Origin of the sequence: Cytobacillus gottheilii (assembly GCF_001636345.1) — a bacterium.
GTDB lineage: Bacteria > Bacillota > Bacilli > Bacillales > Cytobacillaceae > Cytobacillus > Cytobacillus gottheilii.
Map to the genome: position 1 here is coordinate 341,862 of NZ_KV440945.1, position 22,334 is coordinate 364,195.

Here is a 22,334-nt window from a genome sequence, read left to right on the forward strand (position 1 = left end):
TTTGGAGAAATAACGTAGCTTTTGATTCTCCGTCAGCCCAGTTATATCAAATAGTATACTTTTTAGCACTATATGCTTTTAAAGTGCGTACTTTTTCTTTTGATATATGTTCAGTATACTAAGCCGTATATTGATGAGTAAATGTTTTTAACTAAACTTATCAAAATATTCCAGTAGGAGTGAATGTTCATGAAATTACAGCTAGCATTAGATTTAGTCGATATTCCAGGAGCAATTGAAGTTGTTAAAGAAGTTCAAGATCATGTGGATGTTGTAGAAATCGGGACACCGGTTGTCATCAATGAAGGTCTTAAAGCTGTAAAAGAAGTAAAAGCAGCATTTCCTAACATGACGGTTCTTGCTGATTTGAAAATCATGGACGCAGCTGGCTATGAAGTGAGTCAAGCATCAGCAGCAGGTGCTGATATTGTGACGATTCTTGGTGCAGCTGAAGATGAGTCAATTAAAGGTGCAGTAGAAGAAGCAAAGAAACAAGGCAAGCAAATTCTTGCTGACATGATTGCTGTGAAAGATATTGCTGCACGTGCAAAAGAGCTGGATGAGCTTGGTGTCGATTATATTTGTGTCCATACAGGCTACGATCTTCAAGCTGTTGGCAAAGACTCGTTTGAAGACCTTGCAACGATTAAAAGTGTTGTTAAAAATGCGAAAACAGCTGTTGCAGGCGGAATTAAACTAGAAACACTTCCTGATGTTATTAAGCAGCAGCCAGATCTTGTAATCGTTGGCGGAGGCATTACTGGTAAAGATGATAAAAAAGCAGTCGCACAAGAAATGCAAAAGCTAATCCAGCAAGGATAATTAGTGATGAAGACGACGACTGAATACTTAACAGAAATTGTTCAGGAATTAAGTCAAACGGTTCATTTGATCTCTGAATCTGAAGCAGACGCATTGGTCGAACAGATTTTAAAGGCTAAAAAGGTTTTTGTGGCTGGTGCAGGCAGATCTGGATTTATGGGTAAATCCTTTGTAATGCGAATGATGCATATGGGCATTGATGCTTATATAGTAGGTGAAACCGTAACAGCCAATTTAGAAAAAGATGATTTATTGATCATCGGTTCTGGTTCAGGTGAAACGAAAACCCTGGTAGCAATTGCTGAAAAGGCAAAAAGCATTGGCGGTACCATTGCAGCCATTACCATTTCGCCTAACTCAACAATTGGCGAATTGGCTGATATTGTTGTGAAACTGCCTGGCGTAACAAAAGATCAATCTGAAGGGGACTATAAAACCATTCAGCCTATGGGATCTTTATTTGAGCAAACGATGCTGTTATTTTATGATGCCCTTATTTTAAGCTTTATGGATAAAAAGGGTCTGGATTCTAACAAAATGTATGGCAAGCATGCCAATCTTGAATAGAAAGAAGGCCGCGTTCATCGCGGCCTTCTTTGTTTATACTAAGGGCTTATTTTGCAACAGCAGACCTTTCTACTTTCACATTTCCTTCAATAGCACGGGAATATGGGCAGACTGCGTGCGCCTTCTCCATAAGCTCTTCAGCTTCTTCTTGTGTGACACCTTCCATTTCAGCAATCAATTTAACGCTTAAGCCAAAGCCTGCACCTTGTTTTTCAATGCTGACTTCAGCTGTTACAGCAGATGTAATTTTTTTTTTCGCTTGTCCTGCAACTAATTGAAGGGCACTGTCAAAACACGCTGAATAGCCAGCAGAGAATAATTGTTCAGGGTTAGTTGTTCCCTCTTTTTCTGTGCCGCCTAATCCTTTTGGCATGGAAAGAGCCAAATCTAGTGTACCATCAGATGATTTAACGGAACCTTGACGGCCGCCTGAAGCTGTTGATGAAGCAGTATATAATGCTGACATTATGAAACACTCCTTTTGAATTAATTTTTTACTATTAAATTGTACACAATTTAATTATCAGTAGTCAAATCTTATATAATTATTCCCCTTCCTTGATATAATAAACTCAGGAGTGATTACCAATGACGAAGGAAATATTAAAATTAGATAATCAAATTTGTTTCCCGCTTTATGCAGCAACACGGGAAATGACAAAATTATATCGTCCATTACTAACGGAGTTAAACATTACGTATCCGCAATATTTAGTTTTGCTCGTTCTCTGGGAGACAGATCGAATCTCTGTTAAAGCATTAGGTGAAAAACTATATCTTGATTCTGGCACTTTAACACCGATGCTGAAGAGAATGGAGGAGAATGGGTTAATTAAAAGAACACGCTTAAAGGAAGATGAGCGCGTAGTAGAAGTGACATTAACAGAGCAGGGAAAACAAGCAGAAGCACAAGCCGAAAAGATCCCGCTGAAATTCCTTGAGCAAACGAATTTAAATGAAGAAGAGTTTATCCAGCTGAAACGTATTTTAATGAAAATGTTGGATGAAGCTTGACAATATACCTGCTATTTATAAGGAATTGGACGATGTTAAGCAGGTTACAATAACTTTATACAGAATTGTTTCGCTTCTATAAAATAGAGCTTCCTCGACTGAATATTAGACTGTCAATTGAGGGAGCTATTCTTTTAAGCAAGTCTTATCGATTAAAATGAATGTGACAGGCGGATTTTCGTCAATTATGTTGCCATTTCAATCTAATCGCTTTATAGTGAATACGAGTATAAAATGGAACATTTATTATAGAGAAAATAAGGCTTGATGGTTTATAAAAAGGAGAATGACTTTTATGCTAGCATCAATGAATAACTTTCGGATTGAGAAAGATTTTTTAGGGGAAAAGGAAGTTCCTGCTGAGGCGTATTATGGTGTACAAACGCTTCGGGCAGTAGAAAACTTTCCAATTACGGGGTATAGAATTCATCCTGAACTAATTAGAGCCATGGCAATGGTAAAGAAGGCGGCAGCCATGGCAAATATGGATGTTAAACAGTTGTATTCCGGCATTGGAAATGCAATTGTACAAGCAGCAGATGAAATGATTGAAGGACAATGGCATGAGCAGGTCATTGTGGATCCAATTCAAGGCGGAGCTGGAACATCTATTAATATGAACATAAATGAAGTTCTTGCCAATCGTGCCATTGAACTTCTTGGAGAAGAGAAAGGAAATTATTTTCATTGCAGCCCGAATACGCATGTGAATATGTCCCAATCAACAAACGATTCTTTTCCAACAGCTATGCATATTGCCATTTTAAGTCTGCTGGAACAGCTCATTATAACGATGGAGAAAATGCAAACTGTTTTTCTTGAAAAAGGAAAAGAGTTTAATCATGTGATTAAAATGGGCAGAACACATCTGCAGGATGCTGTACCTATTCGGCTTGGACAGGAATTTGAAGCATATAGCCGTGTAATCGGTCGCGATATTAAGCGAATTAAGCAGTCAAGACAGCATTTATATGAATTGAATATGGGTGCTACTGCTGTTGGGACAGGCTTAAACGCTTTGCCTCGCTATATTGAACTGGTTGTACAATATTTGGCTGATATAAGCGGGATGCCCTTTAAAGGTGCTGAACACTTGGTGGACGCCACTCAAAATACGGATTCCTACACAGAAGTGTCTGCTGCGCTAAAAATCTGTATGACCAATATGTCTAAGATTGCCAATGATTTAAGACTTATGGCTTCAGGCCCAAGAGCAGGTTTAGGGGAAATTACACTGCCCGCTAGACAGCCCGGTTCATCCATCATGCCAGGAAAAGTTAATCCCGTTATGCCAGAACTTATTAACCAAGTGGCTTTTCAGGTAATTGGAAATGATCATACAATCTCTCTTGCTTCTGAAGCAGGGCAGCTTGAACTGAATGTAATGGAGCCAGTTTTAATCTTTAATCTTCTGCAGTCAATTAGCATCATGAAAAACGCATTTACCAGTTTTACGGAGTATTGTGTTAAAGGCATTGAAGCAAATGAAGCAAGATTAAAGGAATATGTCGAAAAGAGCGCAGGAATTATCACCGCTGTTAATCCGCATCTTGGCTATGAAGTAGCTGCCAGAATTGCGAGAGAAGCGATCCTGAATGGTACCTCCATAAGAGATTTATGCCTGAAATACGATGTACTTACAGAAGAAGAACTTGATCTCATATTAGACCCATATGAAATGACACACCCTGGCATTGCAGGGGCATCGTTATTGGAAAAAGATTGACATAAAAAGGCCAGGGGAGCGATCTCCTGGCTTTTTTTATATAAGGAGTAAAACGAGCAGCGTGCTAAAAAGATGAAGATATAATTGATTAAACCTTATTTTGCAATCTATTCTTGCTATCAAGATTACTGGAAATGTCCCTGCTATTTACCTGGTACTCCAATTGAGAGTGCCTGGTAGCGCCGGAGTATGGCCGTTATTTGTGAAGTTAAGGACTCAGGGGACTCTATGACGATGATCACTTGCTGACGGCTTTCCTTTAAGGTTTTATGATTCTTGGCTTTATTGAGAAGTTTGGAGACGGATAATCCTGTGATAAAACCTGTAAATGCGCCAATTATGCCGCAAAGAATAGGCCCAAGCATGAGGGTAAACCCAAGGCTTGCTCCTATAACGGCAGCTCCAGTGGCACAGGCAACTCCGACTTCAAAATCATGAGGAGGAGGATGCTGCTTGTTACTGCCTTGCTTGTTTTGATCCATAAACACGATAAGGATTTGTTCGTTTAAAACTGAGAATTCCTCTAACTCCGCAAGTGCCTGTTCTAATTCAATTGACTGCTCAAATAATCCAAAAATCAACATGGTCAAGCACCTGCTTATGAGAAGATTCTTAATTTCGAATTGCTATACCTCTTGGATAGATAAGTTCTTTGTTCCAAGCGGAATAGTTGGTTTTGTTCCATTGTTGCTAAATAAGATTGGTAAATAGATCCAAACAAGACAGAAGGCATAAATAAGAACCAATGAGGGTTTAGCATGCTATTAGAAGCTTCTAGTTGTCCGAGTAAAAGGGTCAATAATGCTTCATGTGCCTTTGAAAGCCAGATGTAGATCCACCACCAGAACATCGCGTAAAAGGCAAGGCCAAATCGATGGTTATATAATTGCCCTAATCCCGGAAAGAAAAAAGAATAAAAAGCACTGAAAAACGGGCTTTTTTCCTCAAGATATTGAATTTCTGCGGCTGTGACTGCCAGACATGGTATGTTTTTGTTTTCTTTTAGGGCCAGATGAGTAAGTTTATTTTGATATAAAGCAATTCGAAAACTATCTCCTATTGTGTATAGGTAGATTACCAAGTATCCAAATGCCCATGTGGGTTCCAATATAGAGGTGGCTAGTTCATATTTTCCGCAAAAAGAATAGACCATTGCTTCATTTATATGAGCTAAAGTATTTATAATAACCTCTGATAATGTCAGTAACGTGGCGCGTATGTACTGATTAAGCAGATAGTGGCCAAAGCCGGGAAAAACGGCTGACCACCATGCAATCATATAAGGATTATGGTCTTTTAAATAAGAGATGCCGAACATGCTAATCTTTAAAAGGCTTCTGCGTGGCTGTGCGTTCATGTTGCCCCTCTTTTTGCTCTATTGTATTGGTAGTGGATAGTTTGCCCAATGGGTGCGCCACTATGTATATTTTCCGCTTTTTAATGGGTTCTTTTACATTTAAAGGAAGCTAAATGCGCAGAAAGAGCATTGAAATGCACAGCGGTTATCGTATATGCTAATAGCAGGAAATTTCCAAAAGAGGGACTCTATTATGAATTCTGAATTAACAGCGTATATCACCCTTGTGTGCACTTCGGGTGTATTAAATATGTACTTGTTTATAAATGTCTTCCTTAATCGCCACAAATATACAAGTATAGGGAAGGTTTTTAGCTTATACACCTTTTTGATCACTGTATATTGTTTTTCCTCAGCTTTTGGCTTAATGTCTACAAATATTGAGCAAATCAAGCTATGGACCATCATTCAGTACACAGCCATGCCGCTTTCCGCCCCTGTTGGGTTGTTATTCATCATGAATTACTTAGGATTTGAACTAACACGCAAAAAATGGATTGCGCTCTTAACAATCCCGATGATCAGTCTGTTCATGGTAGCAACAAATGACTTTCATCATCTCCATTATCGTGTCTATGAAATCGACCCATTATTAGGTGCTCCGTATGTGCGTCAGGAGATGGGCGTTTGGTACGTGGTTCATGGCATCTATACCTTTGCAAGTATGTTTTTTGCTTTCGTTCTTGTCCTCACTAGATGGAAAGAAACAGAACGAGTGTATCGCCCCCAATTAATATCCTTATTGTTTGGTCAATTCGTTCCAATGGCAACGGCTTTCATCTATTTAATTGGATTAACTCCGCCTGGTCTAGATCCAGTTCCAATCGTTTTATGGCTAACGTCTATCTTATATATTTGGTCAATTAGTTCATCACGAATGTTTACCCTTATGCCAATTGCCAAAGATGCGATCTTTCATAGCATTAATGATGGGGTAATCGTTTTGGATGAAGCGAAACAAATGGTTGAGTTTAATCATGCATGTAAAAATATGTTTCCGAAATTAAATAAAAAGATGTTTGGTCTGCCATTTCATCAAATTTGGAATGATCTGTCAGGTGGTCAGGTTCCTTTTTCAATCGAAACGGCTGCCTCCCGGGAGGTTAATCATGACGATCATATTTATCAGGTTCGCACAACACCGCTGCAGCAGGCTGGTAATACTAAAGGTTTATTAATTATTTTCACGGATATTACAGAGCTAAAAAGATTACAGATTAGATTGCAGCATCAAGCTGACTATGACGAACTCACCCAAATTTATAACCGCAGAGCCTTTTTCCAGATGTCTAAACAAATGCTCTGGGAAGCAAAGAAAAAGGTTCAGCCGCTATCGGTTATCCTAATGGATATTGATTACTTTAAGAAAGTAAATGACACATACGGACACGATGCAGGAGATCAGCTATTAAGACATGTCGTTAAGGTATGTAACTCGTTAGTAAATGAAGACATGCTATTTGCCCGTTACGGAGGCGAGGAATTTGTCTTTGCTCTTAATGGTTCAAATGGAAAAATCATAGCTGAAGAGCTTCGGCAGCTTTTGGCATCAAAGCCCCTTATTATTGAAGGTACAAAGATTTATGTAACGGTGAGTATGGGGATAGCCAAAACAGAATTAAACGAAGAAGAAACCTTACATCAGCTTCTGCAAAAGGCGGATAAAGCCCTGTACAAAGCGAAGCGGGAAGGGCGTAATACTGTAAAAGAGTATAATCATGATGATTTATAAGACTTGGGATCTCCCAGTCTTATTTTTTTTGATTCAAGAATATAACTAAGAGAGGATTACTATAATGAAGAATTTTCTTAATCAAATTATTATACCCTAATACTTTTGAAAGGAAGCTAAATGGGGTTTAGTAGTCATTCCTATTAATACTAGGGGAAATTAAGGGATTAATCCTCTTTTTATTAGAGCGCTTTCAATATAAAGTGATTTTTCCTTTTCATTTCCAAAACCTTTCCCTTTTTTTCAAGCTATAAATAGTTTATAATTATCAGATAATACTAGATATTTTATTGCATAAATTATTATAATAATATTATGATATTGTTTTTTTAGACACGGTGCGGTGTGCTCTTAAGGGGTATGGAAGGGCTTAACCGAATGTTTTGGCAAATTTGGGGATGAGGATGATTGTGATGAGCAGCGTACAGAAAAAAACAGATGTTATTTTAATTGGTGCTGGAATCATGAGTGCGACTTTAGGTGCTTTACTGAAGGAATTAGCTCCAGAATGGGAAATAAAAGTGTTTGAAAAGCTTGCAGAAGCAGGAGAAGAGAGTTCGAACGAATGGAATAATGCAGGCACAGGCCATTCCGCTTTGTGTGAGCTTAATTATACTTCTGAACGTCCGGATGGAACCATCGATATCAGCAAGGCTGTAAAGATCAATGAGCAGTTTCAGCTTTCAAGACAATTTTGGTCTTATTTAGTCAAAAGCAATCTTATACAAAACCCGCAGGAATTTATTATGCCGATTCCTCATATGAGCTTTGTAGAAGGCGAAAAAAATGTCACTTTTCTTAAAAAACGTTTGGAAGCGTTATCAGCCACGGCGTTATTCCAAGGGATGGAATTCTCGAGTGATCCAGAAAAACTGAAGGAATGGATTCCGCTGATGATGGAGGGAAGAACTTCCTCAGAACCGATTGCTGCAACGAAAATTGATTCTGGTACGGATGTTAACTTTGGTGCATTAACACGCATTCTTTTTAATCACTTAAAAAGGCAGAATGTTTATGTGAATTATAAGCATAGTGTAGAAAACATTAAGCGCAGCAGTGACGGCACTTGGGAGTTAAAGGTTCAGGATATGGAAGGCGGCAAAATTGAATATCATACAGCATCCTTTGTTTTTATCGGAGGAGGAGGGGGCAGCTTGCCGCTGCTGCAAAAAACGGGTATTCCGGAATCAAAACAGATCGGGGGATTCCCAGTCAGCGGTTTATTTATGGTGTGCAATAATCCAGAAGTTGCGGCCCAACACCACGCAAAAGTGTATGGAAAGGCAAAGGTTGGAGCACCGCCTATGTCTGTGCCGCACCTTGATACGAGATACATCAACAATAAAAAATCACTATTATTTGGACCGTTTGCAGGATTCTCTCCAAAGTTTTTGAAAACTGGTTCTAATCTGGATCTAATTAAGTCTGTAAAGCCGAATAATGTGCTGACGATGCTGGCTGCAGGGGTAAAAGAAATGGCTTTAACCAAGTATCTGATTGGTCAGGTTTTGCTGTCTAATGAAAAGCGCATGGAAGAATTGCGGGAATTTATCCCCAATGCTAAAGCAGAGGATTGGGACATTGTTGTTGCCGGCCAGCGTGTACAGGTTATCAAGGATACACCTGCAGGTAAAGGAACATTGCAATTCGGGACAGAGGTTGTCAGCTCTTCTGACGGATCGGTTGCTGCTTTGCTTGGTGCCTCTCCAGGGGCGTCAACAGCCGTTCATGTCATGCTTGAAGTATTAGAAAAGTGCTTCCCGCAGCGAATAAATGAATGGGAGCCTAAGATTAAAGAAATGGTTCCATCCTATGGAGTATCATTAGAGGCGAATCCTCGCCTATTCCAGGAATTGCTGCATTCAACAGCGGAAACACTTGGACTTAGTAAAGAACAGCCTGTTCACAGCTAATCGTTATGTTTTTAGTAATAAATGCTCTGCTTAAAATCCGAAAAATGCTTCAAATTCTTTCTGAATTAGGAGCAATTCGGATTTTTTATTTTCACATACATTTCTTTGAACAGCCGATCATCTCATTAAACATACATAAAAGGAACAAGGATTGGCAATGGAATGGTCTCCCCATGACATCCATCCTTTATTAAGCTATAATAAATTGCGTTGCCATTACCCGTTCTTTCTGGATAGGGGGTTTTTTTATGATTACATTACAAAATGTGAGCAAGAGCTTTTCACAGTTTGAAGCGATCAAATCAGTGAATTTAACAATTGAAAAAGGCGAAATTCACGGATTGATCGGTGCGAGCGGAGCAGGGAAGTCTACATTGCTGCGGCTGATGAATTTATTAGAGCTTCCGGATACAGGGGATGTGGAAGTAAACGGGCAGACGCTTACACGCTTGAGTGCCAAAGAACTTCGGCGCGCCCGCAAGTCGATTGGAATGATCTTTCAGCACTTTCATCTTGTCGCCAACAAAACAGTGTTTGATAACGTAGCGGTAGCACTGCAGCTGGCAGGCTCAAGGAAAAGTGATATACGTCTGCGCGTGTTAGAATGCCTGCAGTTTGTTGGACTTGAGAAGATGGCAGAAAAATATCCGGCACAGTTAAGCGGAGGTCAAAAGCAGCGTGTGGCTATTGCGAGAGCACTTGCCAATAATCCGCAGGTTTTGCTTTGTGATGAGCCGACATCTTCACTTGACCCTAACACAACCGCAGAGATCTTAACTGTTTTGAACAATATTAACCAGCAGCTGGGCGTAACAATCGTGTTCGTCAGCCATGAGATGGACGTTGTAAAAAAAATCTGCAGCAGGGTGTCAGTTATGTCAGAAGGAGAGATCTATGAAACCGTCACGATTGAACCTTTAGGAATACAGGCAATAGACAATCGGCCCGAATATTTTGTTCAGCAGCTTAAAAGGGACGGTGAGTAACATATGCAAATCATGCTGCAGTATGAAGCGGAGATTTGGCAGTCCATTGGCGAAACTTTTGTTATGGTCGGTGTGTCCATACTGGCAGCCATCCTAATTGGACTGCCTGTAGGTACCTTTCTTTTTTTATGCAGAAAAGGTCAATTGCTCGAAAATAGATATGTTTTCTCGGTCCTGAATCTTTTGGTCAATGTAATTCGATCTTTTCCATTCTTGTTATTAGTCGTTTTCTTAATCCCGTTTACAAGACTCCTGCTTGGGACAGCGATTGGGACGGCGGCTGCAACAGTACCGTTATCGATTATCGCAATAGCCCATTATTCACGACTAGTGGAACAATCGCTTTTGGATGTGCCTAAAGGCGTATTAGAGGCAGCCGTATCTATGGGTGCTTCTGTCAGAGAAATTATTTTTAAATTCTTATACATTGAAGCGAGATCAGGACTTGTGCTCGGATTAACGACTTCGATCATAAGCTTTATCTCATATTCGACCATTATGGGTGTTGTTGGAGGAGGAGGGATTGGTGATTTCGCCATTAGATATGGCTATCAGCAATTTCAAACTGAACTGATGATGTATATGATTATCATTATGGTTATACTTGTACAACTAATTCAATTTACTGGAACTACGGTGTCCAGAGTAATTGATAAAAGATAAACTTGGAGGATGACAGCATGAAGAAACTATTATTTCTATTAGCAGCTGTACTTTTATTTGTAACAGGCTGCAGTGGTCAAGATGAAGAAACAAAGGAACAAGCAACAGAGACGAAACCGGAGCAAGAAGAAGTCACACTAAAGGTAGCTTCGTTAATTCCGCCGATGACGGAAATCTTAGATTTGGTTAAACCGCAGCTTGAAGAAGAAGGAGTTAACCTTGAGGTTGTTGTGCTTGGTGATAATGTACAGCCCAATAATGCACTTGCAGCAGAAGAAGTTGATGCAAACTTCTTTCAGCATGTTCCTTACATGGAGGAATTTAATCGCAGCAACGATGCTGAACTAGTGCCTGTCACACCAATTTACTTTGCTAACTATGGTGTGTATGCAAAGGAATACGATGAGATTGGCCAGCTGCCAGAGGGAGCAGTGATTGCAATAGCGAATGATGTATCGAACATCGACCGTTCCTTAGCACTGCTTGCTCAGCACGAAGTTATTACACTAAAGGAAAAAACAGGACCCTATTATACAATCGGGGATATCACAGAAAATCCTAAAAACTATCAATTTGAAGAAGTTGATCTGCTTATGCTGGCGAGAATGTATGATGATGCCGATGCAGTCGTGATGACACCTGCTTATGCAGCACCGCTTGGCCTCACTCCGAAAAATGATGCCCTGCTGACCGAAGGAGTAGACAACGACTTCGCGATCACTTTAGTGGCACGTAAAGACAATGCCGAATCAGAAGCGATTCAAAAACTTGCCGAGGCTATGACCAGCCCAGAGGTAAAGCAATTCCTTGAAGAAAACTACGACGAAACAGCTATTCCTGCGTTTTAATTAAGCAGGCGATAAGAGAGTTTAGTACACAAAAAGGCTGTCCAATTAGTCATTTATTTGACGTTTGGACAGCCTTTTAATTTTCAGAACAATCCCAGGTCCGCTGATCAGAGCTATCCTAGTAGGCAGTCCAGCCGCCATCGACAGCAATGACTTGGCCATTGACGAAGCTTGATTCATCTGAACCGAGGAAGAGAGCCATTTGGGCAATTTCTTCCGGCTGTCCGGCACGCGGGTTGATTGGCATGCCGAGTGACTGCCTGCTTGCGCCATATTCGCTCACATTTGTCATAGAAGAGCTGATATTTGTTATGACTGCTCCTGGTGCAATTCCGTTGCAGCGAATGTTTTTATTTGCATACATAAAGGCTGTGTTTTTCGTTAAACCAACTGCTGCATGCTTTGAAGCCGTATAGGCTGCTCCTGCACGAGCACCGTATAGACCACCTGCAGAAATGTTATTAACGATCGTTCCATGTCCTTGTTCTAAAAAGAGATTAATAGCAATACGAGAAGCTTTCATAACAGAGACAGTATTGACCTCGAAGACTTTGTCCCAGCGTTCATCGGAAATCTCGCCAACCGGCTCCATGCCGTCCATAATCCCTGCATTATTGACAAGAATATCAAGCTTCCCAAATGATTTTTTCGTTTCGTTGAACAGCTGCTCCAAATCTGAATCAGACGTCACATTTGTTTGAACGGCAATCGCTTCGCCGCCAGCATTATTAATTTCATCTGCTGCAGCCTTAGCCCCTTCAAAGTTTAAATCTGAAACAACTACTTTTGCTCCTTCTTTTGCATACAATTCGGCAATTGCTTTCCCCATGCCGGATGCTGCACCCGTGATAATCGCTACTTTGTCCTGTAATCGCATTGTGAACATCTCCTTTAAACTCATAGTGACAAGAGCACATCCATTCATAGATGGTAAGAATCTCAAACGAGTTTTATTGTACACTTGTTGAATAAATAATATTATAAAGAATAAAACGCTTTCAATAGATGGTGGAGAGAGATTGTGCTGTTAGTGCACAGATTTTAAAAATTTGTTTATTAAGAGGTAAAAAATGACAAAACAAGATATGAGAATTGTAAAAACCAAAAATGCCCTGCACCATGCCCTGCTTGATTTATTAGATGAAAAGCTGCTTGAAGACATTTCAGTAACGGAAATTTGCCGTACTGCCAATATTAATAGAGGAACTTTTTATTTACACTATGCTCAAATTGAAGACCTCTTCGAAGAATATTTTAAAGAAATTACAGGAGATCTTTCGCGTGCGTATCAAGAACCCTATCGCTTTGTTTCTGTCTTAAAAGTAAGCAGGCTAAACTCTTCAACGATTCGCATCTTTCATCATATTCAAAAGTATGAACACTTTTACCGGATTGTCTTTTCTAAGAAAGTTCCTCTTATGTATTATTATTTGCTGTTCGAAGAAATCAACCGTTTATTGCTGCAAGAAGCGGATCCTAAAATGCCAGAAGACCTAAATGCACAAATTCACTGTGCATATCAAGCCAATGCTATTATCGGCATTATCATTGAGTGGTATAAAAGTGATTTCTCCTACAGCGCAGACTATTTAAATGATCAGCTCGTGAAAATATTAAATCTATCACACAGACCTTCCTGAAAGAGACGAAAATTTCTCCTTTTCGCCTTCTTTTTGTAAATAATTCCTTTTACTCTTTCAGTATCCCTTTAAGGGACAATGTGCGAGGTTAGCAGAAAATTATCTAAAGATCTATTCTTGTTTTAGAATAAAGAGAAGGAAGAGCATCTAAGAGAAGAGCTCTTATTCCTCCTCTTTTTTTCGGCCAAAATACAGCACGCCTAAACACCAAAAGCCAATCATCAGGAGTGTTACTGCAATTAGAACAGGGATAGCGCCAAATTGAATAATAAAGGGGACAGCAGCCGAAGTGATGAGGCCTCCGCCGAGCATAGGCTCAAATAGAATTTGCTTATAGCCGAAGCCAGTCAGCGCAGGTGTCTTATTGTCAGAGTCAGCAATTCGGATCAGCATGATACCTGTTGCAGCCACGCCGACTCCTTGGCCGAAATCTCCAATTCCCCGTTCAAACCAATAATTTGGAATCATTCGGGGAGCAAGATACAAGAATAATAGTAGATTAACCACAATTCCGGCTGCAGCGAAAATAATAAACGGAAGCAAATTCTCTCCAATAACTTGGAGACTGAGAGACGCCATCGCACTAATAATCAAAAAGTCGAGCGCAACACCTTGGATGCGATTAATGGTTTCACGATCTGTCAGTTTATGAGAATCGAATCGTCCAAGTACAAGTTGAAGGAGGATCCCGCCAAGCATGGCAAAGGGAAAAAGCGGCACATACTGAAATAAAAAAACATCATAGGCGCTTCCATATGTAGCTTCCTCCAGCCAGATGAAACCTTCCAAAAGAATGTATCCTATGAAAATTGCAATCCCAATAATGCCCAGATGCAGAGCATACGGTTCAATAGACATAGGTGAAGTCGTCTTAAGACCGGCACCTTCCCTATTTTCTTCCTTAATAATGCCAGAGCGCTGCTCGACTGAGATTTCATCGGGATGATCCAATATTTTTGTTTTTCCTTTTCGTGCTGCCCAATTGATTAAAGCCATCCCAATAATAACTCCAGATAATATCGCTACTGTAGCAAGTCCGATCGCGAGGTCATATCCTTCTGGAAATCCTAACTCTTCAAAAGTGCTTTGCAGACCTGCAGCCGTGCCGTGACCGCCTACAAAACTGATTTCGAGTAAGGCGCCAGCTGCAGGATTTAAACCAAAAAGAGGTGTCATAACTGTAATAGTAAGCAGGATTCCAACAACATATAGAGCTAAAGAAATAGTGTAGCCTAATGCAGTTTGTGGTCCGCCAATTTTCCAGATTTTCTTTGGTTTCGGCAAGGAAAGTCCGATAAATAGGCATGCGAAAACCACATTAATCAGCAGTCCCGGTAAATCTGCCCAGACCTCCACAATTTCCTCTGTAAATAAACCAGACTCTAAACGGCTGAAACCAAGGCTGCTTACGAGCTGGCCGAGCACCTCAGGACCCAGAAGCAAAGCGAGAAAACCGCCGATCAGAGATGCCGGTAAAAACAACTTTTGCAGAATTCTAATCTTCAACCGAACCCACATTGCCAGAACAAGTAAAATGGCCAAAAGAACAAGCGCAAAACCAGCAACTCCTAAAGACATGAAAAAAATCACCCTTTCCCAAATAACTGCTTATAGAGTTAATACCTTTTTCATTAAGGCTGAAACACGTTTGTGAACATGTAATCAAAAGCAGAGTGGTATTCTAGAGAAAAACTCATTATAAAGGATAATATTGTAAAACAGGAACGTTTGTTCTAAAATAAAGTGAAACCGTTATAGGAGGCGAAATCTTTTGAGACCAGTACTAAGGAAGGATATAAAGATTGATACTTTTAAAGAGTACTATTGGCTTAAAGCTGAACTGCAAACATTTTGCAGAGAAAATGGCATCAGTGCATCAGGTTCAAAAATGGAGATTGCTGAGAGAATAGAAATCTATCTTCAGACAGGAGAGATCAGAAAACCTGTTAGAAATTCAAACATTAGAAAGAATGTAGAGGCAAAGGGTGATTTGAGTCTTGATACTGTCATTACAGAAAATCATCGATGCAGTCAGGATGTAAGAGCTTTTTTTAAGAGCGTTATAGCAAATTTTCATTTTTCTACATATATTCAAAACTACTTTAAAAGTAATATTGGAAAAACATATCGTGATGCTTTAGCTGCCTGGCATGAGGAAGAAAAAAGAAAGAAAGATCCTTCTTATAAGAAAGCCATTGCTCCTCAGTTTGAATATAATCAATTTATTCAAGACTATTTTTCTGATTCAAGGAACAAAGGAAGAAGCCGTAATGAAGCAATCGAAGCGTGGAATGAAATCAAAAGGCGTCCTGGAAGCAACAAGTATGAACCTAATTCTTAACTAGTATAGTTGAAGAAGTGCTTATCCTCTCTAAATCAGGTCATATATTATATTGATATAGATATTTTTATAGATGAAGAAACTGGCAATAAAAAAACCCCCAAAAACCTCGGCATATTAGTGAATTTATTTTAAATTTCACCGATATGTAAAGTAAGCTACAGCTTAGAAAATTCAAAGGGGAAAATCAATGAAAAAACGTGCATCAGGATCAGCAAACATTCGCACTAAATTTATTTTATACTTTTTATTAATTGGATTAATTCCTCTTGCAGCTGCTTCTTACCTTATTTATGAAACAAGCAGTAAGGAAGTTGTTTCAAATGAAAAAGAGTGGTTAGGAGCGGAAACAGAGAATACAGTTTCAAGCATGGAAGATTGGATTTTAAAAAGATTAGATGAAATAACAATTATTTCAAAATCAAATGCCATTATCAATGGAGATTTAGAAGAACGCAGTCAGATAATGAGTGTTATAAAAGAACAAGATCCAAATTATGAGACAGTTGTTGTCACTGGGCAGGACGGAATCGTTGAGGCCCATACAACCGCAAGTAATGTCGGAACATTAAATTTATCAGACCGGGATTATTTTATAAACGGGATGAAGGGAGAGCAAACGATTTCAAATGTGATCGTATCGAAAGCAACAGGAAATCGGATCATTGTTGTTGCTACGCCAATTACATCCCAGCAGGGAGATGTAATTGGCGTAGTTTCTGCCTCCGTTAATTTTGAAAGTCTTGTGCAGCAGTTTTTAGAAGATGAAGAAGGAGCAAATAATGGCACATATCCTGTCTTAATTGATCAGGAAAATGTCATTCAATATCATCCTGAAACAGATTTAGTTGGGAAAAAGGTGGATGAAGCCGCGTTTTCTGCTGAGTTAGCGAATCTTTTACAAGAGGGGAAAACAGCTAGCGGGACAAAAACAGTTCAAGAAAATGGAGAAGATCTGTTAGTTTCTTATGCCCCATTGCAAGCTGGAGGATTTGGCATCTACTTATTTACACCTTTAGATGTTGTTTTAGCAGTTACGGATAGCATTAGAAACATAGCGATCATTATTATGATTGCTGCTTTTATCCTAATTACTCTAGCAGCTGTTCTCATTGCGAATGGAATCAGTAAGCCAATTAAACAATTAACAGGACAAGTTCAAACCATTGCAGCAGGTGATTTAACCGGAGAAAAGCTGGCAATACGCTCAAAGGATGAACTTGGAATACTGGCAAAAGATATTAGTACCATGAAAGAGAATTTGCATTCGTTAATATTGCAGGTAAAAGAGGGATCTGAGCAGACTGCCTCCACATCGGCACAATTGGCAGCAAGTGCAGACCAATCCAACCAAACAAGCATGTTAATTGCTGAATCCATGCAAACTGTTGCCGAAGGTGCTTCAGCGCAATCAGAAATGGTTTCTGAAAGTGTGCAGGCACTTGATGAAGTCGCACAGGGCATCCAGCAGATGGCCGAAGCCTCTGCTCTAATCACAGAAAAGTCAAATGTAACACTGGATAAAGCAGGTGCAGGCAGTGGGTCTGTAGAAAAAACAATAGAGCAAATGAACGCAATCCATGAATCGGTGATTGGATCAGATCAACTAACACAATCACTCATCGTTCGTTCACAGGATATTACCAAGATCTTAAATGCAATCACTGCGATAGCTGATCAGACAAACTTACTGGCCCTCAATGCCGCTATCGAAGCGGCTCGTGCTGGAGAGCATGGCAAAGGATTTGCAGTTGTAGCAGACGAAGTCCGTAAGCTTGCTGAGGAATCACAGAGATCTTCAAAAGAAATCTCAAATATCATTACTGAAATACAGTATGATATTGAACAGTCAAGCAAATCGATGAAAAGTGTGATTGATGAAGTCCAAAATGGTGTAAATGTTGCAAAAGATACAAGAGAGCTCTTTATGGAAATTGTCGAGCTTACGAAAGATGTCGCTGATCATATTTCAGAGATGTCGGCCACGTCAGAGGAAATATCAGCTGCGTCAGAGGAGGTTTCTGCTTCCTTTAATGAAATCTCCACTATTACAAAAACAACTACTTCCAGCACCCAGGAAGTGGCTGCTGGAGCCGAGGAACAATTAGCAGCAATTGAAGAGATGTCTTCATCTGCACGAAACTTAAGCGACTTAGCCCTGGAACTGCAAAATGCGGTAACGAAATTCAAATTATAAAACAATTGAAAAAAGCTAATTGTCCGAATGCGGGCAATTAGCTTTTTGTGCATTAAGTAATTTTTCGTATAGCAGAAACCATCATTAGTGAAAGCAGTTAAGTCAATCGCTATCAACTTGTCTACTTTCGAGGCAGCCGATCATGATAATCCTTCCGAATCTGATGAAGTTCATGCAGCTTATCTAAGGCTTGATCTCCCATTTGCTTTCCTACATTTACAACAATGCTTTCAATTAAAGCAATGGGAGCCACCATAGAGTGGAACTCTCCCACATCACCTCTGCTTGTATACAAGGTATAAGTGGCTTGTTCAAGCAATGGAGATACCAGCATATCTGTCATTAAAATGGTGCAGATTTCTTTCTTTTTGGCGTAATCGAGCAAGACATTAATTTCAACAGATGCTTGCACAAAACCAAAAAGAAAGAGCACATCCCCTTTTTTCATATGAATCATATCCTCAAATATCTCATGGCCGCTTGAGTTAAAGGTGTATACATTACTATTAAATCTTTTAAGACGAAAGGCGAATAGCGAAACAAGACTTACTGAAGAGCCTGCTCCAAATAAATGAATGTTCTCCGCATTCGCAATTTTTTCAATCGATTGCTGAAAACTTTGATCTGCTAAGTGCTTTTTTGTGTCCGATAAATAGTGGAGTGCGCTATCAAGCATAAACGGCGTATAGCCGTTTTCATATTTTCTCAGGGACGCCTCTACTTTGCTCGCTGGTGTCACTTGATTTGTCGCCGTTTTAATATATTGTTTAAAATCCTTTAAATTTTGAAAACCAACAGCATTCCAAAAGCGGGATACAGTGGCGACACTTGTCCCGCAAGCTTTTGAAATGTCCAGTTCATTCATAAAAGGTACGTTATCGATGTTTTTTTGGATATAGTCAGCAATAATCTGCTGGCTCTTTGAAAGCTGCTGCTTTGTGAAATCTACCATTCTCTGTGCCCTCCTTCATCTTCATAATCTGAGTATACTACAAAAATGAAATAAAAATTTCATATAAATAAAAAAGATAGTAATTTTACATTATCTTAAAACTATCTTCACAAACCATCTCTATACTGGAGGCAAGATCAAAAAAGGGAGTGAAGAAAATGAGTATTAACAAGGAAAGAAAATTAACACAGTCACAAAAAATGATGGTATTTGTTTTGTCTATGTCTTTATTTGGATTATCGAAAATGATTACGGAGCTGCTTCCATCAAATGAAGTGGGGCCAATTGAATTTTCTATTTCTTATTTTGCTTTTATTCCACTCATCTTAGCAGCTTTATTTCATCCGCTTTATGTTGCAGTCGGTGCTTCAGTAGGAAATATCGTTTTCGCAGGTTTGCTGATGGGCGATTTTGGCGGAATTGGTGAGATTGAAGGATTCATTGAATTTACGCTCGCCATTTATGTTGCGGGTCTCCTTGTCCGCAACCCGTTAAGCAAGGTTCAGCTTGCGATTGCATCCCTTGTTGGAGTGGGAATTGATCAGCTCCTCAGCACAATTGTTGATATCGGGAAGGTCTGGTTTGGAGTAGAAGGCTTTGATGCCGTACCAGGATTGCCTGAAAGTATAGTTGTCTTAGAAGGTGTTAGCTTTTTAAATGAAATGGTCATTACAGGTGTGTTAGTTGGTCTCATTCCTACGTTGATCTTAACACCAAAATTATATGGAAAAATCGAACCTTTACTAGGTATGCGTCCGCGTGATGCGAAAGTGGAAACATCTATCGGTTCTTATATTACGCCTGGGTTAATTGCAACGATTGTTATTTTAACATTTGTTGGTATGATTGCAGAGTTTATTGCTGAGATGGATATGAACTTAGCTTTCTGGTCAGCGGATTTCATTAATCAGTTTGCAGATGATCAAAAATGGATTGGCTATAGTGCTTGGGTAATTTTAGCGGCAGGAGCAATCTTTATCATCTATAAACTGGTTCGCAAAAAAGGAAGCGGAACAGCTGATCTTGATCAGGCAGCATAATAACAAGTCAGATGGGGGCAGGTCCAATGATTCTATTTGAAAATGTTTCATTTCGATATCCTGGGGCAGAAGAATGGGTATTAAAGGATGTTTCTGTCGAAATTAAAAAGCATGAGTTTACGGCAATCATAGGCGGAAATGGGGCAGGTAAATCTACTTTCTGCAAAGTGATAAATGGCCTAATCCCCTATTATTATGTAGGAGATTTTGAAGGGAAAATGTCTATTAATGGAGAGGATGCAGCAGCTTCAAATGTTGCATCCCTTTCTAGCAAAGTTGCTTATGTATATCAGGATTTTGAGAATCAGCTAGTTCGTCCAAAGGTGCTTGATGAAGTCATTTTTTCTCCGTTAAATTACGGATATAAGGACTATATAGAAAGAGGCAAGAGGGCGCTGGAGCTTCTTGATCTCACTCATTTAGCAGATGAATATGTCTGGCAGTTAAGCGGAGGGCAAAAGCATCTTGTGGCTTTAGCAGGTGCACTTGCCCTTACGCCTGAAGTATTAATCATTGATGAACCAGTAGCACAGCTGGATCCTGCGCATGCTATACAATTGTACGAAAAGTTAAAATACCTGCATTCCGAATTAGGTTTAACGATTCTTGTCATTGAGCATCATACTGAATTTATTGCGAATTACTGCAAGGATGTGATGCTGATGGAAAAAGGAAGCGTTAAGTGGAAGAAGCCTGTGAAAGAGGCATTGAACTCAGTTGAGGAGCTCACAGAAAAACATATACATCCTCCTCAAGTAACAATGGCAGCCTTTCATGAACGTCCTCTGTCAGAGCAATTGCCTGTGACACTAGAAGAAGCGGGACGCTGGTTTGAAAACTACACCATTCATGAGAAAGGTATGCCGTTTACTGTCTCTCCTGAAAAACAGCAGTCAATTGTTGAATTCAATGGAGTACATTATGGCTATAAAACCTTATCCCGCAAGATTGTACCTGTTATAAAAGATCTTCAGCTTCAAATTAAGACAGGTGACAGAATTGCCTTAGTAGGAAGTAATGGAGCGGGAAAGTCAACAATACTCAAGCTTATTTCAGGTCTGATTAAACCGCTGCAGGGTGATGTCTTTTATAAAGGGGATTCTCTTAAAAAGGTTTCTCCTGAAAAAAGAGCTGAGAAAATTGCCCATATCTATCAGAATCCAGAAGAGATGTTCATTGAAGATGAAATCCGGAAAGATATATCCTTCTTCCTTAAAGTGCGCAATCATCCTGCTCAAGAGGAGATTACGAATAGAATTGTTCAGCAGTTTAACCTAGAAGTGCTGAAGCATCGGGATGGACGCTTATTGAGCGGGGGACAGCAGAGAAGAGCATCCCTTGCCATTGGACTGGCAATGCAGCCTGAGGTTGTTTTATTAGATGAGCCGACAGCAAGCCTGGACATTGCAACAAGGAAAAAAATGATTGCCATGCTCGGGGAGCTGGACTCTTCGGTCAAGGCCGCTGTGATTGCTACCCACGATATGCAGCTTGTTGCTGAGTGGGCAACGCGGGTGGTTGTTCTTAACCGTGGAGAAGTCATCGCTGATACAACACCGCAGGAGTTATTTTCAAACCAGTTTCTTTTAAGGGAAGCTTCACTGGTTGAGCCTCAAATCGTTTCTTTATGTCATGAATTGAAAATCCACCCGGTTGAACTCACGATTGACGGCTTTTTAAGAAGAATCAAATGGGAGGAATCTGCAAGTGAGTGTTTTTCAAAAGTTCTTTAGCAAGCTGACCGTTGAAAATATTAAAATTGAACTCATGCGAACAGCATATGGAAATGAACCAACTCCGCTTGCTAAGCTGGATCCGCGTATGCTGATTCTGTGGGTGCTCATCTATTCAATCATTCCATGGCTGACACATAATCAGACGATCCTAATTGGGCTGACCTTATTTACGGCAGTACTTGCCTATATGTCGAGAGTAAGCCCGCTGCTTATATTCCTTCTGATTGTTGGTGTTATTTCGCAGTTTACGTATTTGGTTTTTGCGGCCATGTTTTTAGGCAATAGCTTTACAGTCTTAATTGCTGTTATTCCAGTGACGATGAAGGTAGCTACGGTTTCCTTAGCGACAATGGCAGTCTTTACAAGTATGGATCCTGAAAAGTTTAGTGACGCACTTCTTAAATTAGGGGTACCAGGAAAGTTTAGCTTTGGCGTTTCATATGGTTATCGTATGCTGCCCATTTTAATTGAGGAATACCAGAACATTATTCATTCCTTCCGATTAAGAGGGAAGCTGCCGGCTAAACCAGGCTTTCTTTACAGCCGTTATGTCTTTTACTATATCAAAATGTGTATCATGGCCTTTTATCCGATGATGCTGAATACAGCGAAGCGGACCAGAACAACGGTAGAGGTTTTAGAGGTAAGAGGTTTTAGTTACACGCTGGAGAATAATATTGCAAAAGATATCAAACTGAATTATTTAAAAATGACAAAATATGATTATTATTTTATAGGGATTAGTACGCTAATTACAGCATTGATCTACATAGTGGGATATCAATTCCCGCTTTAATAGA

Annotated in this window: 21 protein-coding genes; 15 read left to right on the forward strand and 6 right to left on the reverse strand. The window is 39.8% G+C overall.

Annotated elements, in window-relative coordinates; translation table 11 throughout:
• Positions 1-189 precede the first annotated feature (189 nt).
• Complete coding sequence (gene hxlA, locus A6754_RS01675) at positions 190-822, forward strand: 3-hexulose-6-phosphate synthase (protein WP_066442077.1); 633 nt, start codon at positions 190-192, stop codon at positions 820-822.
• A 6-nt stretch (positions 823-828) separates the two neighbouring features.
• Positions 829-1,389 carry a 6-phospho-3-hexuloisomerase gene (gene hxlB / locus A6754_RS01680; protein ID WP_066442078.1) on the forward strand — a complete coding sequence of 187 codons (561 nt, stop codon included), beginning with the start codon at positions 829-831 and terminating at the stop codon, positions 1,387-1,389.
• 46 nt (positions 1,390-1,435) lie between these two features.
• Here hxlB and A6754_RS01685 read toward each other — a convergent pair whose 3' ends face one another.
• Complete coding sequence (locus A6754_RS01685) at positions 1,436-1,855, reverse strand: organic hydroperoxide resistance protein (RefSeq protein WP_066442080.1); 420 nt, start codon at positions 1,853-1,855, stop codon at positions 1,436-1,438.
• Between the two features lie 122 nt (positions 1,856-1,977).
• Here A6754_RS01685 and A6754_RS01690 point away from each other — a divergent pair, with 122 nt between their 5' ends.
• Positions 1,978-2,403 (forward strand): MarR family winged helix-turn-helix transcriptional regulator, encoded by a 426-nt coding sequence (locus tag A6754_RS01690; RefSeq protein WP_066442082.1) that lies wholly within the window; start codon positions 1,978-1,980, stop codon positions 2,401-2,403.
• A gap of 295 nt (positions 2,404-2,698) precedes the next feature.
• Positions 2,699-4,129 (forward strand): aspartate ammonia-lyase, encoded by a 1,431-nt coding sequence (gene aspA / locus A6754_RS01695; protein ID WP_066442084.1) that lies wholly within the window; start codon positions 2,699-2,701, stop codon positions 4,127-4,129.
• A gap of 143 nt (positions 4,130-4,272) precedes the next feature.
• Here the strand turns inward: aspA and A6754_RS01700 are convergent, their stop codons facing one another.
• Together A6754_RS01700 and A6754_RS01705 are read right to left on the reverse strand one after the other, a co-directional pair.
• The gene (locus A6754_RS01700) at positions 4,273-4,713 is read right to left on the reverse strand and encodes a hypothetical protein (protein ID WP_066442086.1); all 441 of its coding nucleotides are present in this window, start codon (positions 4,711-4,713) and stop codon (positions 4,273-4,275) included.
• Positions 4,714-4,727: 14 nt separating this feature from the next.
• Positions 4,728-5,486: a hypothetical protein gene (locus tag A6754_RS01705; RefSeq protein ID WP_066442088.1), complete on the reverse strand. Its 759-nt coding sequence runs from the start codon at positions 5,484-5,486 to the stop codon at positions 4,728-4,730.
• 193 nt (positions 5,487-5,679) lie between these two features.
• Here A6754_RS01705 and A6754_RS01710 point away from each other — a divergent pair, with 193 nt between their 5' ends.
• The 5 genes from A6754_RS01710 (at position 5,680) to A6754_RS01730 (ending at position 11,628) form a co-directional block, all read left to right on the forward strand.
• A complete protein-coding gene (locus A6754_RS01710; protein WP_066442090.1) occupies positions 5,680-7,218 on the forward strand; it encodes a histidine kinase N-terminal 7TM domain-containing diguanylate cyclase in 1,539 nt (512 codons plus the stop codon).
• Positions 7,219-7,631: 413 nt separating this feature from the next.
• On the forward strand, positions 7,632-9,131 hold the full coding sequence (locus tag A6754_RS01715; protein WP_066451261.1) for a malate:quinone oxidoreductase: 1,500 nt from the start codon (positions 7,632-7,634) through the stop codon (positions 9,129-9,131).
• Between the two features lie 248 nt (positions 9,132-9,379).
• On the forward strand, positions 9,380-10,117 hold the full coding sequence (locus A6754_RS01720) for a methionine ABC transporter ATP-binding protein (RefSeq protein ID WP_066442092.1): 738 nt from the start codon (positions 9,380-9,382) through the stop codon (positions 10,115-10,117).
• Between the two features lie 3 nt (positions 10,118-10,120).
• On the forward strand, positions 10,121-10,780 hold the full coding sequence (locus tag A6754_RS01725) for a methionine ABC transporter permease (RefSeq protein WP_066442094.1): 660 nt from the start codon (positions 10,121-10,123) through the stop codon (positions 10,778-10,780).
• 17 nt (positions 10,781-10,797) lie between these two features.
• Complete coding sequence (locus tag A6754_RS01730; protein ID WP_066442096.1) at positions 10,798-11,628, forward strand: MetQ/NlpA family ABC transporter substrate-binding protein; 831 nt, start codon at positions 10,798-10,800, stop codon at positions 11,626-11,628.
• Between the two features lie 118 nt (positions 11,629-11,746).
• Here A6754_RS01730 and A6754_RS01735 read toward each other — a convergent pair whose 3' ends face one another.
• Positions 11,747-12,505 carry an SDR family oxidoreductase gene (locus A6754_RS01735; protein ID WP_066442098.1) on the reverse strand — a complete coding sequence of 253 codons (759 nt, stop codon included), beginning with the start codon at positions 12,503-12,505 and terminating at the stop codon, positions 11,747-11,749.
• Between the two features lie 193 nt (positions 12,506-12,698).
• Here A6754_RS01735 and A6754_RS01740 point away from each other — a divergent pair, with 193 nt between their 5' ends.
• Positions 12,699-13,268 carry a TetR/AcrR family transcriptional regulator gene (locus A6754_RS01740; protein ID WP_066442099.1) on the forward strand — a complete coding sequence of 190 codons (570 nt, stop codon included), beginning with the start codon at positions 12,699-12,701 and terminating at the stop codon, positions 13,266-13,268.
• A 162-nt stretch (positions 13,269-13,430) separates the two neighbouring features.
• Here A6754_RS01740 and A6754_RS01745 read toward each other — a convergent pair whose 3' ends face one another.
• Complete coding sequence (locus A6754_RS01745; RefSeq protein WP_066442103.1) at positions 13,431-14,846, reverse strand: sodium/glutamate symporter; 1,416 nt, start codon at positions 14,844-14,846, stop codon at positions 13,431-13,433.
• A gap of 193 nt (positions 14,847-15,039) precedes the next feature.
• Between A6754_RS01745 and A6754_RS01750 the strand changes: the two genes are divergently transcribed.
• Complete coding sequence (locus A6754_RS01750) at positions 15,040-15,609, forward strand: DUF6434 domain-containing protein (RefSeq protein WP_066442106.1); 570 nt, start codon at positions 15,040-15,042, stop codon at positions 15,607-15,609.
• Positions 15,610-15,799: 190 nt separating this feature from the next.
• The gene (locus A6754_RS01755; protein WP_066442108.1) at positions 15,800-17,806 is read left to right on the forward strand and encodes a methyl-accepting chemotaxis protein; all 2,007 of its coding nucleotides are present in this window, start codon (positions 15,800-15,802) and stop codon (positions 17,804-17,806) included.
• 121 nt (positions 17,807-17,927) lie between these two features.
• Here A6754_RS01755 and A6754_RS01760 read toward each other — a convergent pair whose 3' ends face one another.
• The gene (locus A6754_RS01760; protein WP_066442110.1) at positions 17,928-18,758 is read right to left on the reverse strand and encodes a MurR/RpiR family transcriptional regulator; all 831 of its coding nucleotides are present in this window, start codon (positions 18,756-18,758) and stop codon (positions 17,928-17,930) included.
• Positions 18,759-18,916: 158 nt separating this feature from the next.
• On the opposite strand from A6754_RS01760, the gene A6754_RS01765 reads away from it, so the two are divergent.
• Genes A6754_RS01765 through A6754_RS01775 form a run of 3 tightly spaced genes read left to right on the forward strand, consistent with a single transcriptional unit; the run spans position 18,917 to position 22,330 of the window.
• Positions 18,917-19,798, forward strand: a complete 882-nt coding sequence (locus A6754_RS01765) for a DUF8171 family membrane protein (RefSeq protein WP_066442111.1) — start codon at positions 18,917-18,919, stop codon at positions 19,796-19,798.
• A 26-nt stretch (positions 19,799-19,824) separates the two neighbouring features.
• A complete protein-coding gene (locus A6754_RS01770) occupies positions 19,825-21,531 on the forward strand; it encodes an ABC transporter ATP-binding protein (RefSeq protein ID WP_066442113.1) in 1,707 nt (568 codons plus the stop codon).
• Entirely contained in the window at positions 21,506-22,330 is an 825-nt protein-coding gene (locus A6754_RS01775; protein ID WP_257297381.1) for an energy-coupling factor transporter transmembrane component T family protein, read from the forward strand. The genes A6754_RS01770 and A6754_RS01775 overlap by 26 nt, the downstream gene beginning before the upstream one ends.
• Positions 22,331-22,334 lie beyond the last annotated feature (4 nt).

Bases quoted from the DNA above. Each gene is read 5' to 3' on its own strand.
- A6754_RS01745 (WP_066442103.1), bottom strand. From the start codon at position 14,846: ATGTCTTTAGGAGTTGCTGGTTTTGCGCTTGTTCTTTTGGCCATTTTA.
- A6754_RS01705 (WP_066442088.1), bottom strand. From the start codon at position 5,486: ATGAACGCACAGCCACGCAGAAGCCTTTTAAAGATTAGCATGTTCGGC.
- A6754_RS01770 (WP_066442113.1), top strand. From the start codon at position 19,825: ATGATTCTATTTGAAAATGTTTCATTTCGATATCCTGGGGCAGAAGAA.
- A6754_RS01725 (WP_066442094.1), top strand. From the start codon at position 10,121: ATGCAAATCATGCTGCAGTATGAAGCGGAGATTTGGCAGTCCATTGGC.
- A6754_RS01685 (WP_066442080.1), bottom strand. From the start codon at position 1,855: ATGTCAGCATTATATACTGCTTCATCAACAGCTTCAGGCGGCCGTCAA.
- A6754_RS01700 (WP_066442086.1), bottom strand. From the start codon at position 4,713: ATGTTGATTTTTGGATTATTTGAGCAGTCAATTGAATTAGAACAGGCA.
- A6754_RS01730 (WP_066442096.1), top strand. From the start codon at position 10,798: ATGAAGAAACTATTATTTCTATTAGCAGCTGTACTTTTATTTGTAACA.
- A6754_RS01710 (WP_066442090.1), top strand. From the start codon at position 5,680: ATGAATTCTGAATTAACAGCGTATATCACCCTTGTGTGCACTTCGGGT.
- A6754_RS01720 (WP_066442092.1), top strand. From the start codon at position 9,380: ATGATTACATTACAAAATGTGAGCAAGAGCTTTTCACAGTTTGAAGCG.
- A6754_RS01735 (WP_066442098.1), bottom strand. From the start codon at position 12,505: ATGCGATTACAGGACAAAGTAGCGATTATCACGGGTGCAGCATCCGGC.
- A6754_RS01740 (WP_066442099.1), top strand. From the start codon at position 12,699: ATGACAAAACAAGATATGAGAATTGTAAAAACCAAAAATGCCCTGCAC.
- A6754_RS01715 (WP_066451261.1), top strand. From the start codon at position 7,632: ATGAGCAGCGTACAGAAAAAAACAGATGTTATTTTAATTGGTGCTGGA.
- aspA (WP_066442084.1), top strand. From the start codon at position 2,699: ATGCTAGCATCAATGAATAACTTTCGGATTGAGAAAGATTTTTTAGGG.
- A6754_RS01755 (WP_066442108.1), top strand. From the start codon at position 15,800: ATGAAAAAACGTGCATCAGGATCAGCAAACATTCGCACTAAATTTATT.
- hxlB (WP_066442078.1), top strand. From the start codon at position 829: ATGAAGACGACGACTGAATACTTAACAGAAATTGTTCAGGAATTAAGT.
- A6754_RS01760 (WP_066442110.1), bottom strand. From the start codon at position 18,758: ATGGTAGATTTCACAAAGCAGCAGCTTTCAAAGAGCCAGCAGATTATT.
- hxlA (WP_066442077.1), top strand. From the start codon at position 190: ATGAAATTACAGCTAGCATTAGATTTAGTCGATATTCCAGGAGCAATT.
- A6754_RS01765 (WP_066442111.1), top strand. From the start codon at position 18,917: ATGAGTATTAACAAGGAAAGAAAATTAACACAGTCACAAAAAATGATG.
- A6754_RS01690 (WP_066442082.1), top strand. From the start codon at position 1,978: ATGACGAAGGAAATATTAAAATTAGATAATCAAATTTGTTTCCCGCTT.